This is a genomic window from Dictyobacter halimunensis (assembly GCF_036245075.1).
In genome coordinates, this window is the sequence record NZ_BSRI01000003.1 from 24,129 (window position 1) to 39,600 (window position 15,472).

15 protein-coding genes are annotated in these 15,472 nt (G+C 47.5%); 12 read left to right on the top strand and 3 right to left on the bottom strand.

Going from position 1 to position 15,472, the window contains the following annotated elements; genetic code table 11:
• Positions 1–183 precede the first annotated feature (183 nt).
• The 5 genes from AABA21_RS38880 (at position 184) to AABA21_RS38900 (ending at position 7,027) form a co-directional block, all read left to right on the top strand.
• On the top strand, positions 184–3,420 hold the full coding sequence (locus AABA21_RS38880) for a type ISP restriction/modification enzyme (RefSeq protein ID WP_338258570.1): 3,237 nt from the start codon (positions 184–186) through the stop codon (positions 3,418–3,420).
• Positions 3,421–3,452: 32 nt separating this feature from the next.
• Positions 3,453–3,965, top strand: coding sequence for a hypothetical protein (locus AABA21_RS38885; RefSeq protein ID WP_338258571.1), 513 nt, complete (start codon positions 3,453–3,455; stop codon positions 3,963–3,965).
• A 441-nt stretch (positions 3,966–4,406) separates the two neighbouring features.
• The gene (locus tag AABA21_RS38890; protein WP_338258572.1) at positions 4,407–4,589 is read left to right on the top strand and encodes a hypothetical protein; all 183 of its coding nucleotides are present in this window, start codon (positions 4,407–4,409) and stop codon (positions 4,587–4,589) included.
• Entirely contained in the window at positions 4,570–6,066 is a 1,497-nt protein-coding gene (locus AABA21_RS38895; protein ID WP_338258573.1) for a tetratricopeptide repeat protein, read from the top strand. Before AABA21_RS38890 ends, AABA21_RS38895 begins: the two co-directional genes overlap by 20 nt.
• Entirely contained in the window at positions 6,059–7,027 is a 969-nt protein-coding gene (locus tag AABA21_RS38900) for a toll/interleukin-1 receptor domain-containing protein (protein ID WP_338258574.1), read from the top strand. The genes AABA21_RS38895 and AABA21_RS38900 overlap by 8 nt, the downstream gene beginning before the upstream one ends.
• Positions 7,028–7,110: 83 nt before the next feature.
• Here the strand turns inward: AABA21_RS38900 and AABA21_RS38905 are convergent, their stop codons facing one another.
• Positions 7,111–7,338 (bottom strand): hypothetical protein, encoded by a 228-nt coding sequence (locus AABA21_RS38905; protein ID WP_338258575.1) that lies wholly within the window; start codon positions 7,336–7,338, stop codon positions 7,111–7,113.
• A gap of 123 nt (positions 7,339–7,461) precedes the next feature.
• Between AABA21_RS38905 and AABA21_RS38910 the strand changes: the two genes are divergently transcribed.
• A complete protein-coding gene (locus AABA21_RS38910) occupies positions 7,462–8,571 on the top strand; it encodes a tyrosine-type recombinase/integrase (RefSeq protein ID WP_338258576.1) in 1,110 nt (369 codons plus the stop codon).
• A complete protein-coding gene (locus tag AABA21_RS38915; protein ID WP_338258577.1) occupies positions 8,552–9,166 on the top strand; it encodes a hypothetical protein in 615 nt (204 codons plus the stop codon). The genes AABA21_RS38910 and AABA21_RS38915 overlap by 20 nt, the downstream gene beginning before the upstream one ends.
• Positions 9,167–9,191: 25 nt before the next feature.
• Here AABA21_RS38915 and istB read toward each other — a convergent pair whose 3' ends face one another.
• Both istB and istA read right to left on the bottom strand, forming a co-directional pair.
• On the bottom strand, positions 9,192–9,959 hold the full coding sequence (istB, locus tag AABA21_RS38920) for an IS21-like element helper ATPase IstB (RefSeq protein WP_338258578.1): 768 nt from the start codon (positions 9,957–9,959) through the stop codon (positions 9,192–9,194).
• Positions 9,956–11,461: an IS21 family transposase gene (istA, locus tag AABA21_RS38925; RefSeq protein WP_338258579.1), complete on the bottom strand. Its 1,506-nt coding sequence runs from the start codon at positions 11,459–11,461 to the stop codon at positions 9,956–9,958. The genes istB and istA overlap by 4 nt, the downstream gene beginning before the upstream one ends.
• A gap of 187 nt (positions 11,462–11,648) precedes the next feature.
• On the opposite strand from istA, the gene AABA21_RS38930 reads away from it, so the two are divergent.
• The 5 genes from AABA21_RS38930 (at position 11,649) to AABA21_RS38950 (ending at position 15,279) form a co-directional block, all read left to right on the top strand.
• Positions 11,649–13,058, top strand: a complete 1,410-nt coding sequence (locus AABA21_RS38930) for a tyrosine-type recombinase/integrase (protein ID WP_338258580.1) — start codon at positions 11,649–11,651, stop codon at positions 13,056–13,058.
• Complete coding sequence (locus AABA21_RS38935) at positions 13,055–13,330, top strand: hypothetical protein (protein WP_338258582.1); 276 nt, start codon at positions 13,055–13,057, stop codon at positions 13,328–13,330. The genes AABA21_RS38930 and AABA21_RS38935 overlap by 4 nt, the downstream gene beginning before the upstream one ends.
• Positions 13,327–13,740 carry a DUF6262 family protein gene (locus AABA21_RS38940; RefSeq protein ID WP_338258583.1) on the top strand — a complete coding sequence of 138 codons (414 nt, stop codon included), beginning with the start codon at positions 13,327–13,329 and terminating at the stop codon, positions 13,738–13,740. The genes AABA21_RS38935 and AABA21_RS38940 overlap by 4 nt, the downstream gene beginning before the upstream one ends.
• Positions 13,737–13,988, top strand: coding sequence for a hypothetical protein (locus AABA21_RS38945; RefSeq protein WP_338258584.1), 252 nt, complete (start codon positions 13,737–13,739; stop codon positions 13,986–13,988). The genes AABA21_RS38940 and AABA21_RS38945 overlap by 4 nt, the downstream gene beginning before the upstream one ends.
• 460 nt (positions 13,989–14,448) lie before the next feature.
• Positions 14,449–15,279 (top strand): class I SAM-dependent methyltransferase, encoded by an 831-nt coding sequence (locus tag AABA21_RS38950; RefSeq protein WP_338258586.1) that lies wholly within the window; start codon positions 14,449–14,451, stop codon positions 15,277–15,279.
• Positions 15,280–15,472: the final 193 nt, after the last annotated feature.

Sequence of the window (15,472 nt, forward strand, 5' to 3'; positions counted from 1 at the left end):
CAAGCAACGAAAAGGGATACCATCTCCATATTACTGCTGCTAGCATATCATAGCCTGCTTCCTTGGTATTTCCCATATGCGGATAAACCTCTCATTGCTTTTTGTGCCTCTATAAGGTACATTATTGGGGCTAAAATAATGTAAATGCATATATACATGTATTTGTTTATGCGAGGGATCCATATGGCTAATATAGCATTGCGAGCTTATCTGGAGGCAGTGGAAGAAAACTATAGGAGGGGATTTGCCACAGAACATACTTATCGAGGAACTCTCAAGCATCTCTTGGAGCAGATAGAAGCCGGCGTATTCGCAACCAATGAGCCCAAGAGAATTGCCTGCGGAGCACCAGATTATGTTATTGAGCGCAATAACCTTACTATTGGTTATATCGAAGCAAAAGATGTGGGTGTTCCGCTGGATAAAATTGAGAAAGATGCGCAGCTCAAACGCTATCTGCGCGCCCTGGATAATTTAATCCTGACCGATTATCTGGAATTCCGCTGGTATGTCCAGGGAGAAAAACGGATGTCAGCCAGGCTGGGGAGCATCCATAATAAAAAAATTATTTTAGATAAAGATGGGGTCAAGCTCGGTGAAGAACTGCTGCACCTGTTCCTTGAGCACCGTGGTGAGCGTATTCGGAAGCCTCAGGAGCTCGCTCAGCGTATGGCTCGTCTTGCCCATATGATTCGCGACATCATTATTGATGCGTTTCGGACCAATGAAGCTTCGGATACCATAAAAGACCTCTATACGGTCTTTCAAGAACTCTTACTCCCTGATCTTACGGCAGATGGCTTTGCTGATATGTTTGCCCAAACGATTGCCTATGGCTTGTTTGCGGCTCGTTGCAACCATCACAATGAGAAGCCTTTTCGCCGGGAAGATGCCGTAAAAGAAATTCCTCGTACGAACCCTTTCTTACGGAGGTTCTTTGGTGCGATTGCTGGCCCTGACCTGGATGATGAACCGTTTGTTGGTTTTGTCAATGAGCTTGCCCAGGTGTTGGCCTTTACTGATATGAAAGCGGTGCTGGCTGATTTTGGTAAGCGCACGCGCCAGGAAGACCCGATTGTCCATTTTTACGAAACGTTTTTGGCGCAGTATGACCCCAAATTGAGAGAGATGCGTGGGGTATACTATACGCCTGAGCCGGTAGTTTCCTATATTGTTCGTTCAGTTGACTATCTATTGCGCGAACATTTTGACTGCCCTGATGGCCTTGCGGATACAGGATCTGTTCCTTATTCCTATGTGGATGAACATGGAAAAGAGCAGGTTGAGAGAAAACCTCGTGTTATGATCCTTGACCCTGCCACAGGTACAGGGACCTTTCTGTATAGCGTGATTGCTCATATTCGTGAAAACTACCGCCAGATGGGCAATGCGGGCATGTGGTCTGGTTACGTCAGGGACTACCTCCTGCCGCGCCTCTTCGGTTTTGAATTGCTTGTTGCTCCCTATGCTATGGCGCACCTCAAACTGGGTATGCAATTAGCTGCGTTAGACTTCCCAGAGCCGGAGCGAAAAAGTTGGGCATATGACTTTAAGACGAATGAACGCCTGGGTATTTACCTTACCAATACGTTAGATGAAGCATTTAAGCGTTCAAATGTTCTTTTTGGTCGTTATATTTCCGACGAAGCAAATGAAGCGGCAAAGGTCAAACAAACCTATCCTGTGATGGTCATCTTAGGGAATCCTCCTTATTCTTATGCATCTGCGAATACAGGGAAATGGATAACCTCGTTAATACGAGACTATTATCAGGTAGATAATAAGCCTTTAGGCGAGCGCAATCCGAAAGGCTTGCAAGATGATTACGTCAAATTTATTCGTTTTGCGCAATGGCGTATTGAACAAACAGGATATGGCATTCTTGCCTTTATCACCAACCATAAGTATTTTCGCAATGCGACTTTTCCTGGAATGCGCCAGAGTTTGATGCGTACCTTTGATGATATCTATCTACTTGACTTGCATGGCAGTACAAAGCCAAAAGAAGTGCCCCCTGTTGGTACCCAAGACCAGAATGTTTTTGATATCCAGCAAGGTGTTGCCATTGGGATTTTTGTCAAGCGGCATAAAAGTAGCGGCCAGGATGCTACCGTTCTGCATGCTGACTTGTGGGGGTCAAGAGCCTCCAAATATGACTGGCTCGTAACCAATGATGTTGCCACAACGTCCTGGACCACGCTAACTCCACAGCGTCCATTCTATTATTTTTTTTCTCAGGATAGAAATAAGGCTGAAGAGTATGAGCGAGGATGGAAGCTGACAGAGATCATGCCTACGAACTCGGTCGGATTGTATACTGCTCGTGATACTCTTGCTATCCAAAGATCAAAGACGGCATTAATGGAGGTCTTGAACACCTTTGTATCTCTTCCTGTTGAGGAAGCACGTAAGAGGTACGATCTTGGCCGAGATTCTCGTGATTGGCAGGTGGCTCTCGCACAAAAGGATCTACGCCGGGCGGAGCTGAAGCAATCAAATGTACAAGAAATAACCTACCGGCCTTTTGATGTACGGTTTACCTACTATACTGGAGTTTCCCGAGGCCTGATTTGCATGCCGCGAGCTGAAGTTATGCATCACATGCTAGACGGCAGTAACATTGCCATATGCTTTATGCGTGCGAGTAGAGAGCAGATTGTTTCCAACTTTTTCGTGGCAAATCATATTATCGATAAAACAATCTTATCTTCTGCTGATAATGCAAATATCGCTCCCCTGTATCTCTATTCAGGTCCGAATAAAGCACCCACACTATTTGATCTGGATACCTCTATAGGCGCTACTCGTGGTCGCAATGCGAACCTTTCAGGAGAATTCGTGAAAGATGCTTCAACCAAACTCAAGATGCTTAGCATCCCAGATGGTAAGGGGGATCTTCAACGTACGTTTGGTCCAGAAGACATCTTTCACTACATGTATGCTATTTTTTACTCGCCATCGTATCGAGAGCGTTACGCGGAATTTCTTAAAGTTGATTTTCCACGATTGCCTCTTCCTACAAGCAAAGAGCTATTTCGTGAATTATGTGCCTTAGGTGCTAGATTAGTAGCAATGCATTTAATGAAAGGTATCACTGACATTGCGGTTCGATATCCTATCTCGGGCAACAATATAGTGGATAAAATCAGCTACACTCAGGGAACTGATACACCAGGTCAAGGTCGTGTTTGGATCAACAAGGCGCAATATTTTGAGGGCATACAACCTGAGATTTGGGAGTTCCATGTTGGTGGTTATCAAATTTGTCAGAAATGGTTGAAGGATCGCAAGGGAGATAGTCTTACTTTCGAAGATATTATGCAGTACCAACGTATGGCAACAGCCCTCGCAGAGACCATAACCGTGATGGCAAAAATCGATGATGCGATTCATGAACATGGGGGATGGCCTCTCCAATAGGAGTTGTTATTTTTTGGTGATAGGAGAAAGATATGCACGACCTGGATCAACAACGAGAGCCAGAAATCACTATTACCCCAGGAGCAGAGCCAGATACCTATCGTCTCTCTGCGTCCTCTTCTACCGTTTCTCTTGGTATAAGTACTCAAGGGTTGCTCGATATCGCCAATTGGGTCGAGCATCACCGTACGCAGCTCCGCAAAGACGCAGGCCAGGATGTCATTCCTTATCATGTTGAGTTTCGAACCTCACGAGTAACACGTGCTGATAGGAAAAATCCCATCTATTTGATTCATGCCGTGAGTGTACAAGAGGCAATTGGGCATGCATTGCGACAACATGGTGCTCGTACGATGAAATTAGTAACAGTCGTTGATACGGTCAAAGAGGAGATTTTTTGTGATGTTGAGCTTCAGGACGAGGGCTCCATTGCGTTTGTGGAACGCCATGAAAAGTTTCTGCCGCAGCCACCACGCGAGGGTGTCATTTATCCGATAAAATTGGCGGTTTCTCAAGAAACTTGCCACGCTGCCAAGCACGTTTAGAGGATGAGCTTTATCGCATAATTTGGCGCAGCATCGACTCTGTGGCCCTGGACGCGAACCTGTGTCTATAGTTCAGCTTCGCGCCACTTTATGCTTGCATAAGAATTATGCGGCTCTAGGAGCGGCTTCTGAGAGATACGCGCCATTTTATCTGAGAAATCCTGCTCATTTGAACCTACCCAGCAAAGGGCTGAATAGATGAGACAAAACGCTGTGGCATTTTATGAGAGAAGCCAATCTGCTGCAAACGCCTCTCAAGCCAAGAGCGCCAAGTTATCTGATACAAACGCGCCAGGAAATCGGAAAAATGACAGAGGGCGACATGCAATTGTAAGTGAGCGACCTAATAAATACTTGATAGCGTTGAGATAACAGCTAAAGGAGCATAAGGGATAGGCACCACCAACTTGGAAGGACGAGGAAGCAAGGCGCCTTAAGGCCATGCAGAACCTCTCGGAGCAGCACCTTCAACTGCATCGCTACAAGTTACAGCTGCGTTATCAGGAGGCCCTACGGGACGCGATTACGGATAGCTACATCAAGGTCTCAGGGTATGGTAGCAACGCCTCCAATACTGAAAGGTTAGGTATAAGAAAGTCTAGTTATGCCAGCAAAATCTATTGAGTCGCTAAAGCTTTTTTATTGTTATGCACACGAAGATAAGCCGCTCCTTGATGAACTCGATAAACATTTAGCTCATTTAAAACGCCTGACGAATATTACGACTTGGTCTGCTGGAGAAATTAACCCGGGAGCAGAATGGAGGCAAGAAATTGATGTGAAGTTAGAAAGCGCTCATATCATCATTCTGCTGATCAGTTCATATTTTATGGCGTCAGATTATTGTTATAGCGTGGAGATGGAAAAAGCCTTAGAGAGGCATAAAGAAGGCCTGACACGTGTAATACCAATAATCATGCGAGATGTGGATTGGGATGGAGCCCCTTTTAGCATATTACATGTACTTCCAACTGGTGCGAAACCTGTAAGTCAATGGTCCAATCGTGATGCTGCATTTGCGGACATCGCGAGAGGTATTCGTAAAACCGTAATGGAATTGGTTAATGCCATTAAAGCTCAGGAACTGATGGCTGAAGGATTAGCTCTTGGAGAATTAGGGCGGTACGAGGAAGCTTTAATTGTTTTTGAACAAGCTCTGGCGTTTAAAATTGATAATGCAAGCATATATTTAAGTAAAGGTTTAGCCCTCGGAAAACTTGAGAGATTCGAGGAAGCGTTAGCTGCTTTTGAACAAGCTCTTGAGTTTGAACCTAACAATGGTGGTGTTTATAGCGCTAAGGGGATTACGTTAAAGGTACTTGAGCGGTATGAAGAGGCTTTGGTGGTTTTTGACCAAGCTATTCAACTTGATGCTCAAGATATAAGTGCATATCTTGGTAAAGGGTTGACATTGAACTCCCTTAGGCGCTATGAAGAGGCAGCCTGGTTTGTTTTTGAGCAGGCTATAAAATATTCTCCTCAGAACATACAGGCTTATTTAGGCCAAGGATTAGCTCTTTATGAACTTGGGTGTTATGAGGATGCATGGTTCGCCTTTGAGCGTGCTAGCACGTTGGATCCTGAAGAAATCAGTGCATATCTCGGTATGGGGTCCTCTTTGGAGAAACTCAAGTGTTATGACGAAGCATTAGTTGCCTTTGCGCAAGCTATTGGTCTAAGGCCTAACGATGCAGCTATCTATTGTAGTGTAGGAATAGTACTTGATCGGCTTGGAAGACATGAAGAAGCTATAACTATCTTTGACCAGGCCATTCAACTGAACCCTGACTACATTGGAGCCTATCTTGGCAAAGCATTTATTCTTGCTAGATCTGAGTGGTTTGACGAATCGTTAGTTGTGTTTGAGCAGGCTATCGGTTGTATGGCTAATAGATCCGATGCATATGCAGGTAAGGGCATGGTATTAAATGGGCTTGAAAGATATGAGGAAGCTTTAGTGGCTTTTAACCAGTCGATTAAGTTCAATCCTAAAGAGGCCGCTGCTCATTATGGTAGAAGCTTGGCGCTTGAAGGACTTGGAATGATGCGAGAGGCTTGGAGAGCGTATTTAGTTGCTAAAGAACTAGCTAGATATGAATAGTGTGCATGCTATAGAGATTTTTTTCTGTTATGCTCCCAAAGACCAAAGTTTATGTAGTGAATTAGAAAAGCACCTGCGAATCATGCAGCGGCAAGGGTTAATTATTGCATGGCATGACAGTCTTATTCGTCCCGGTTTGGAATGGGAGCAGGAAACAAGACTCCATCTGAATAAAGCTGATATTATTCTGTTACTCATCAGTTCTGATTTCATAGACTCCGAACAGTGTTATCGGCTCATGAAACAAGCATTGCAGCGTCATGATGCGAAGGAGGCTGTTGTTGTTCCTATTATTTTGCGGCCTATAAACTGGGAAGATGCACCATTTAATACACTTAAATGTTTACCAAAAGATGCAAAGCCAGTAACACTTTGGCGAAATCGTGATGCGGCTTTTACTGATATTAGCCATGGAATTAGACATATTCTCAAAACGTTAACGAGTAAAAATTCTATACATGGCTCTAAAAAGTCAATGTATTGTCCCAGTTGTAACGTTCCAGCTTCTCTGCCAGTTTTTTGCTTCAAATGCGGCTTTCCTGCTGTAATTATTTGTAATAATTGTAAAAGTTTTAATTCTATTGAAAGAGAAGCATGTCATAAATGTTTTTCCCTGTTGGTATTAGTATGCTCTTATTGTAAAGAGAAGAATGCTTTTGAGGCGGAGTTTTGTAGTCGATGTGGTTTACAACTTCAACAGATATGTTACGAGTGTGGAGAAAGAAATCCTCTCGATTATGATAGTTGCCAACGATGTGGTGTCTCTATTATCGATATATGCACTAATTGTAATCAAAAGAATGAAATTTGGGCAGAATCTTGCTTGCGATGCGGATTAGCTTTAACACAAATATGCTTCACTTGTGGAGCTTTTAATGATATGGAAGAGACTACTTGTTGGAGATGCCTTGCATCATTGAATATACCAATTGAAATTAAAGATCAGAAGTGGATTTATTGACTGAGCCTTTTTGTTATTAATCAATAAATTCACTTCTGGTCAACATGAAAATGCTCGTGTGTCTTCCCATTTCTGTGGACTAACTATACATGCATACGGAACTGTCCCTCAATATTTTGAAAGAGAATGGATGTGGTGTCAATATCCAGGCGCATATTGGGAGTATGGGGATTGGATGATGGGACAAAGTGGATGGCGACAGGGATCAGGTCGGCCTGAGGTCCAGAAAGATGAGGCCCAAGGATGAGGCGGGCATGGGTGGCGTCGTTGCCGGGAAGCTCGATTACCTCGACCTGCCCACGGACATTCAACGCTAATATCTAGACTAGGAAACTCACCCACTCACAACGTAGAGAACGCAAAGAAATCTTCCTTGGTTGTTCTGTGTAGAATGAAAGAGATAAACCATTTCCAGAACGAAAGGGATGTAGACAGTGAAGGTACAACGGATACGCCTTTCCAACACCGATCAGGTTCGTTGGGTCGTGCTTGACGATGATTTTGTTCCGATCCAACCAATCCTCTCCTATCTCATGTTCCTCGATGACCTAGATCGGAGTCCCAATACGATCCGCACAATTGCACATCATCTCAAACAATTCTGGGAATACCTCCATGACGCTCATCTTTGCTGGACAGAGATAGATATTGTACAGTTTGCAGGCTTCATTACCTGGCTGCGCAGACCTGATCCTTCGATCATTTCCATCGAGTGGCAGCAAGCCAAACGTACAAACGCCACCATTGACCAAATGGTTGGGTCTGTCCAGTGCTTCTATGTGTTTCACGCTCGTCTGGGGACGGTTCCTGCGTTGCCTTTGTACCAGTTATCCATGCCGTATCGGCGACGATACAAACCATTTCTGCATGGCATTGCTAAAGCGAAGCCGGAGTTCACACGAGTCGTTTCTGTCAAACGAGAACGGCGCAAACCCAAGACCTTGACCCAGGAACAGGTGCAAACGCTCATTGCCGCTTGTACACACACACGAGACAAATTTTTGCTCATGCTTATGTACCAGACAGGGATGAGAGTCGGCCAATGCTTGGGCTTAAAACACGAAGATCTGAATGTAGAGGATGGGGAAATTCATATTGTACCGCGTGATGGGAATCCCAATGGAGCAAGAGCCAAGTCCCGCGATACCCACACCATTCCTGGCCTACCTGATCTGATGAGTCTTTACACCGATTACCTGATTGATGACCTTGGAGCGCTGGAAGCTGATGCTCTCCCAGACTTTCTCTTTGTGAATTTGTTTGCAGGAGAGATTGGACATCCCATGACCTATGCATCAGTCATGTCGCTGGTAAAGAAATTGATCCAACGGACTGGTATTAGATTTACTCCACATATGTTTCGCCACACACGAGCGACCACCTGGATTAGAGACGACAATCTCCCGATCGCGGTTGTGTCACGCTTGTTGACTCATGTGAGTATTCAAACAACGAATGATACCTACCTACAACTCTCACCAGAAGACCTGAAAAGGGCCCTCATGAACGGAAGGGAGCGAAGACATGGAGACATCCCCGAGTGAAGAATGCCGATGGTCAGTAGAAAAGCAATGCAGTTTGCAAAAGCAACTTGTTGGTATGTGGTCTGAGGATGTGTGGATTCTCAAGAATCCTACTAGAGGCACCCAATATTTTCGTTTTCTTCTGACTTCAACTTCGCTCAACACAGAATTGAAATATGCCTACTGGTACAAATTTGACTCTGGCCAGTGGACGTGGAAAGAGGGAGGAAACCAGACACGTATCCGCTGTTTTTTGAATACATTCGTACAATGGCTCAACGCAGTTCTCACACATGAACATATATCATCGTTCATGGAAAGAAAGATGGATTACTGGGAAAGTTCTTTACGATCTTACCTTGTCGAAAAAAAACAACTGAAACTTCGTACTGTTGGCCCTTTTCTCCGTGCAAATCAGGAGTACATTAGGTATCAGAGTGAAGATCGGCACATCCTTTTGCTGCATCAGATTTATAACATTCTTTGTGAAGCTTACGATGATCGTCCAGATACAGAAAAAGATATCTGGGATATGCGCAAGATGGGATACGCTGTAAATTTGACGGTTTCTGTAAACGTCAAGTGGATAGTGAGCCAAGCGCTGATGGAAAACTGAGCCACGTTTCGGCCTCAACGTTCCATCAGGACGCTTCGTCCTGCTTCTGCAAACTGTGGCGAAAGCGAAAACTCTCACCCTCCATCAAAAGAATGTGGCTGCGATGGACCAGCCGATCTAAGAGAGCTGCCGTCATTTGTTCATTGCCGAAGACCTGTGTCCACTGAGCAAAGGCCAGGTTCGAGGTCAGCGCCACGCTGGCGCGTTCATAGCGATCACTGAAAAATTGAAAGAGCAGTTCAGAAGTCTGTTTGGCAAACGGCAGATAGCCCAACTCATCGACCAGGATCAGATCGAACCGACGATAACTGGCAAGCAGTCGCGGGAGCCGCAATTCCTTGTGGGCCATCTCCAATTCGGTGGCTAGCGTCACCGCTGATCGAAACAGCACCCGATATCCCTGCAAACACAGAGCCCGCCCTAACCCCATCAATAAATGGGTCTTCCCAATGCCGCTGGGGCCGATAAAGAGCACGTTATCGTGTCCGGCCAGAAAAGCCCCTTGTGCCAACTCCAGAAGGCGAACCTTGGGGACAGAGGGAATGAGGGAAAAATCAAAATCCTCCAGGCGTTTCTGATAGGGAAAAGCTGCGGCTTTGAGCCGTTGGCGCAACTGCTGTTCCTGCCGATGAGCCAGTTCCCCTTCCAGCAGCGCTTGTAAGTAGCCCAGGTATCCCAGACCGCGTTGTTCGGCTTCTCGCGCTAACGCCTCATAGTCGGTGGCCATGCGTGTCAGTCGCAATTGTTTGAGGTAACTCTTGACCATCACCTGGGAGAGTTCGGTTGTGCTCATGCGCGCACCTCCAGCAACTGATTGTAGGCCACCAGGTTGGGCGCCGGGGTTTCGCTTTGATAGGTCGGGTAGCGAGCGGGATCAAGTGGCAGAACGGCCGGTTCTTGCTGGGTTTGCCAGGCGAGGCGGTGGCGCACCGTATCCGCGTTCCAATCGACTTGCTCTCTGACCTGCATCAGCACCTGCTCAACGGTCGGAACCGAATGGGTCAGACACAACTCCAGCAGACGCACAAACTCGCGATTGCCATCGGGGCGGCGAGCCACCAGTTCGAGGCGAGCTGCTTCAAAACTGGCAGGCAAATCCCCGTGGCGCAAGGCAGAAGCCCAGGGAACAGCAAACGACTTCTGTAAGAGCAGCGGCACATAATGGCGCCAATCCTCGATGACCTGGCGCTTTTCATAACTACGGGGATGATCGGCTACCAGGGTCTCCCCAGCATAGAGGCGCACCCGGAAAGGATCAGCCTTGAGCGTCAAGCGGCGATACGCATACTGGATCGGGGCAGAGTAATCGTTGGCCTGGAAGCGAACCCGACCCGTCGAATGCACCAGCACCTCCGCTATCGGCCCCAGATCCGGGGCATGGGCAGGCAGTGGTCCCAAGTGCTGCTGCTCTAACGCTAAGCGCCGACTGATCGGCTCACTCCGACCGGCCATGATCCGCTGCTGATCGGTACGGCACTGTTCTCTGAGGACCTCATTGAGTGCCAGTAAATCCGCACCCTCTGGTAGCGGCACAAAGTAGTTGCGTCGGGCGTACCCAACCAGATTCTCCACCGAGCCCTTCTCCCAACCAGCATGGGGATTGGCAAAGAGGGCCTCAAAGCGATAGACACTGTGGAAGTGGGCGAAAAGCTCATGCTCCCGCCGACTGTGACCTTGCAGGATCTGCAACACGGCAGGCTTGAGGTTATCGTAGACCACCATGCGTGGGATTCCCCCCCAAAACTCAAAAGCGTGGCGCTGACCGAGCAGGAAAGCATCTTGTCGTTGGGTGGGGAAGCACTCGACGAACATGGCCCCACAAAAACGCAGGCGTCCGGCCAGGAAGGGGACCTTGACCAACTGGCCTTTGATCTGAACAGCCGCCTCGCCAAAGTCAAATTCTGCTCGCTCGCCGGGAGCAAAATCGAGGGGCACAAAGGCTGGTTTCTGGGTGTGCTGTTTTTCCTGCACATACATGCGCACGGTGGATTCGCCGATCTCGATGCCCATCTTGCGCAACTCCACCCACATGCGATGGGCGGTCCAGCACTGTTTGGGAGCCCAGCGCGAGAGCCACTCATTTTCTTTGAGCCATTTCTCAATCTGCGGAAGAGCGACATCTCGCACGGGCGTCTTTGGCTCAGCGTGGCGCTGATACTGGCGCTCAAGGGGAGCTGGTTCTTCCAGGAGCAGTTTGGCGACCGTATTGCGCGAAAGCCCGAAATGTTGGGCTGCTGCGCGTTGACTTTTTCCCTGGACCAAGACCCAGGTCCGAATCTCATCTCGAAGTGCCACGGGATACACCTTGTCTTTCCTCCGCTTTCTTGAAATTTCTTTCAAGTATAGCGGATTTTCCCGGCCTGTGGCTCACTTTTGGATCAGCGAGTGGCTCACTCTCATGATAGCATTCACAGTTTCCAATTCGCGTTTAAATTTTACACACATCCACCAACTCTGGCTACGATCTGTGGCGAAAGAATTTATGAAGTATCATATTACGACCCACAGTACTACCGATTGTGTGACAAAGCTCTGGAGCATCCATACATTTTCAAGCTTTTTAGCACAATTTGCTCCTGATTGCTGCCTACAAGATATTTGCCGTCCCCTCATTGTTGCCTACATGGGAAGTTCATGGTATCAAAAAGGATCGACCGACCGACAAATACTCTTGTTAGGGAGTCTACGTGTTTTTCTTGAAACAAGTGCGCATTACCTTAACTGTGAGGGAATGTGCAAAGAACAAATTATCTTCAATGAAGATTTCCCTAGACCGATTGAAAAGGTATCTCGTGAGATTCCTGAAGAAGTTTTGTTCCAACTACGATTACATTTGCCTTCTCTGCCTACAGCTATATTGCGAATGGTCATGATCTTACTCGCAGTCGGTATGCGCATTAGCGAACTATGTTTACTTTCCACCGATTGTTTAATTTGCGATGATCGGCATGAATGGTATCTTCGTTTCTATCAAAGCAAAGGGCACCAAGAACATGTTGTGCCATTGGTCGAAGAAGAAGTGATTGGAGCGATTCAGGCTCAACAACAGGAGGTTCGTGATCGGTGGGGGACGACGTGCCCCTACCTTTTCCCATCGTCGCACTCGCCACTGAAGCCATATAAACAAATGACGTTTCGCCGAAAACTGAATCAGTGGGCGATCGAGCACGAAATCAAAGATCGTAATGGAAAGCTGTACCATTTTACTGCGCACCCTTTCCGACACACGGTTGGGATGAGGCTCCTGAACGAGGATGTGCCTTTGGAAGTGATCAGTCGATTGCTTGGACATCGCTCGCTCTCCATGACACAGGTGTATGCACGTATCCGAGATAGCAAAATGCGCATGGAGCTTGAACGCGCTGCTCAAAACCACAAAACGGTGGATTACCAGGGAAATGTTGTAAAAGGAGATGCGCAGGCGAATACACCGGAGGTACAGATGACGCGCAAGGGCGTGCGAGGTCAAACGTTGCCTGTTGGCGGGTGTGGAAGAATGATCGTATTAGGAGACTGTTCCCATGCCAACAAATGCCTGACGTGTCCTATGTGGTTGACCTCGACGGATGATGTACCTGCGCTCAAATCCTTTCACGAACGAGCAATGCGCCTGAAACAGCGAGCTATTGAAAGAGGAAACCAATTTGTTGTTCAACAACAAGATCACATCATTCCCATACTAGAGGTGCGGATCAAGAGTCTCGAAATCCCCGAGATGGATGGGTCGCTCTGTCTGGATGATGTGCTTGCACAACTTTGCTCCGATCTAACGGAAGCCGAAAGTGGACTAGAAGAGGCTCGAGTAGCTGGACTGGTGCTGGCTTCTAGACATCTAGAACGTGCCATTACAGAGATCAAAGCACGTATTGTTGCCTTGGAGGGATCTGCATGACACAAGCTACACATCATCCATCATTCGACCAGCTCATGGAGCAGTATCTTGGCCTGGAGTCGATGGAAGTAACAGAAGAACTGTTGGACCTCTGTGGAGCCAGCATCAATACACGTGCGTTGCCGAGGCTGAGGCTCCGATTGCACGAAGAAGAAGCACAGATCCCGCTACTTAATGCGCTTGGCTATGTGCGTATGCGCGAGAAATGTGAGCAGCTCGTTGCTAGCCTCCATTTACTGATCTCTTTCTTGGAGCAGGAGGATCAGACGTGACACGGAACATCAAACAGTGGCAACGCAATATCGAGGGCCTGCGAGCCAATGCTCAAAAGAAAGCAGCCGCAACTGAACAACGTGCCGAAGCCGCCATCGCCCTACTTCTCAAAGAGCAACGTCCCATTAATTTCAAAACTGTCGCAGAAACGGCAGGCATCTCAACGGCCTGGCTCTATGAGCACGAGGCCATCAAAGAGCGGATCATCCATCTACGAGCACAACAGACTCCGAAAGCTCGGATCAAGATTCCTCCGAGAGAACAAGCCTCTGCAGCCTCAAAAGATGCGATGATCGTCGCTTTACGGCAACGCATCCAGAAGCTAGAAAAGGAGAATCGAGACCTGAAACGACAAGTAGAGGTCGCCAATGGACTCCTGTATCAGCAAGGAGGAAAGCTCCAACAATGAACGACAGTGAGCCCACACCCAGCGGCCTCGTCGTGATCGTACGCGATGCTACTGAGCAGATTGTGACCCGCATTACCTCCTACTGGGATCTCGTTGGGGCTCTGCACACCGGGCGCTGCGTGCTCACGCTCAAGTTTGACGCAGTGCGGATCGAAGTGCATCATGCAGAAAGTTCTACCTCGAACTACCAGGGCCTACCCTTGGCCGCCATCAGCCGAGACGATGTGCCGGTGGAGCAGATCCGGTAACAGCACGACCCATTCCCCTCCCCACATTTTTTCGGCTTTCTGGTTTCGGGTCACGAACCAGTTGCCACAGCTAACATATTCTGTTGTCATTTGCCAGATAAAAAATGACGATTGCCAAGTTACTTGGCGACGATTTTGCTAGCTTCAACTAAGCAAGCAGTGCCACATAACCTGGCGAAGTGTTTCACTCTTTTGTCTTCAGCCTTTGAAAAACACTCATTCGTTGTATTTCTTGCTCTCCAGTCAATATATTTGGCAGAAATGCTAAGAAATGCGGCAGATGCTCGCATGTTCAGCAACATCAGCAATAATTGAGTATACTTCTCTATATGCCAAACGGTGCGCCTGTCGTATGCACACGGATTGGCGGCCGATCAAGTGTAGAGTTACATAGAAAATTTCCGATTCAAGGCGTAATCATTGTCCATGGATGTCTATGAACAACAAGGAGAAACTATCTATGATCGAAAAGGTTCGCGCCTATTATGACACCTTTGGCATGAGAGAATGGCAACGCTTAGAGCGTACAGATGAAGGAAGAGTAGAACTCTACCTCACCTGCCAAACATTGAGTTCCTATCTGCCAAAATCAGCACGGATACTTGACATTGGAGGAGGGCCAGGACGATACACACTTTGGTTTGCAGAACGCGGCTATCAGGTGGTGTTGGCAGATCTGTCTCCAGAACTCATCAAAATTGCTCAGGAGAAAGTCTCAGCTTCTCATGTGGCCTCGCATGTAGAAGAAATGGTGGTGGCCGATGCTCGCGATCTCTCGCGCTGGAAGGATGCATCCTTTGATGCAGTAGTAGCGTTAGGGCCATTTTACCATCTTCCTGATGCTGTGGATCGAGAGAGTGCCGCTTGCGAAATCGTCCGTGTCCTCCGTCCTGGAGGACGCGCATTTGTCGCTCTCATGCCTCGTTATGCTTTTCTGCGTCGAACACTCGCGCTGAAGAATGAGCAGCACCGTTTGATAGATCCCTCCTTCATATACCACGTCCTCGAACAGGGTATATTTCTCAATGATCAACCAGGCGCTTTCACTGGTGGATATGGAGTGCGGCCAGAAGAAATAGAGCCATTTTTCTCACGATATGGTTTGGTAATGGAGACCTTATTGGCAGCACAGGGAATTGTACCAGACCTTCAAGAGGAACTTACCAGGTTAGCGCAAGGCAATCCAGCGGCGTATCAAGCGATGCTTGATATTATTATTCGTACCGCTAGTGACCCAAGTATCTTAGGGATGGCGAATCATTTGCTCTACGTGGGGCGAAAGCAGAGCTAGCCTATCTCCTGAGTGGAGAGAGTAATTGCCACATTTCTTGCAATTGTCGCATATCTGATGCAGCCCTCTTTGACCCATTACCTTGAAACCGAAGGCTCGTATTCAGAGAAAGGGGCCGCCAAGATATGCGGCAGTACGCTTTCACTACCTCTCCTGATTTGAAGCTGGTTGACAGGGATTCAGCGCCATTTTA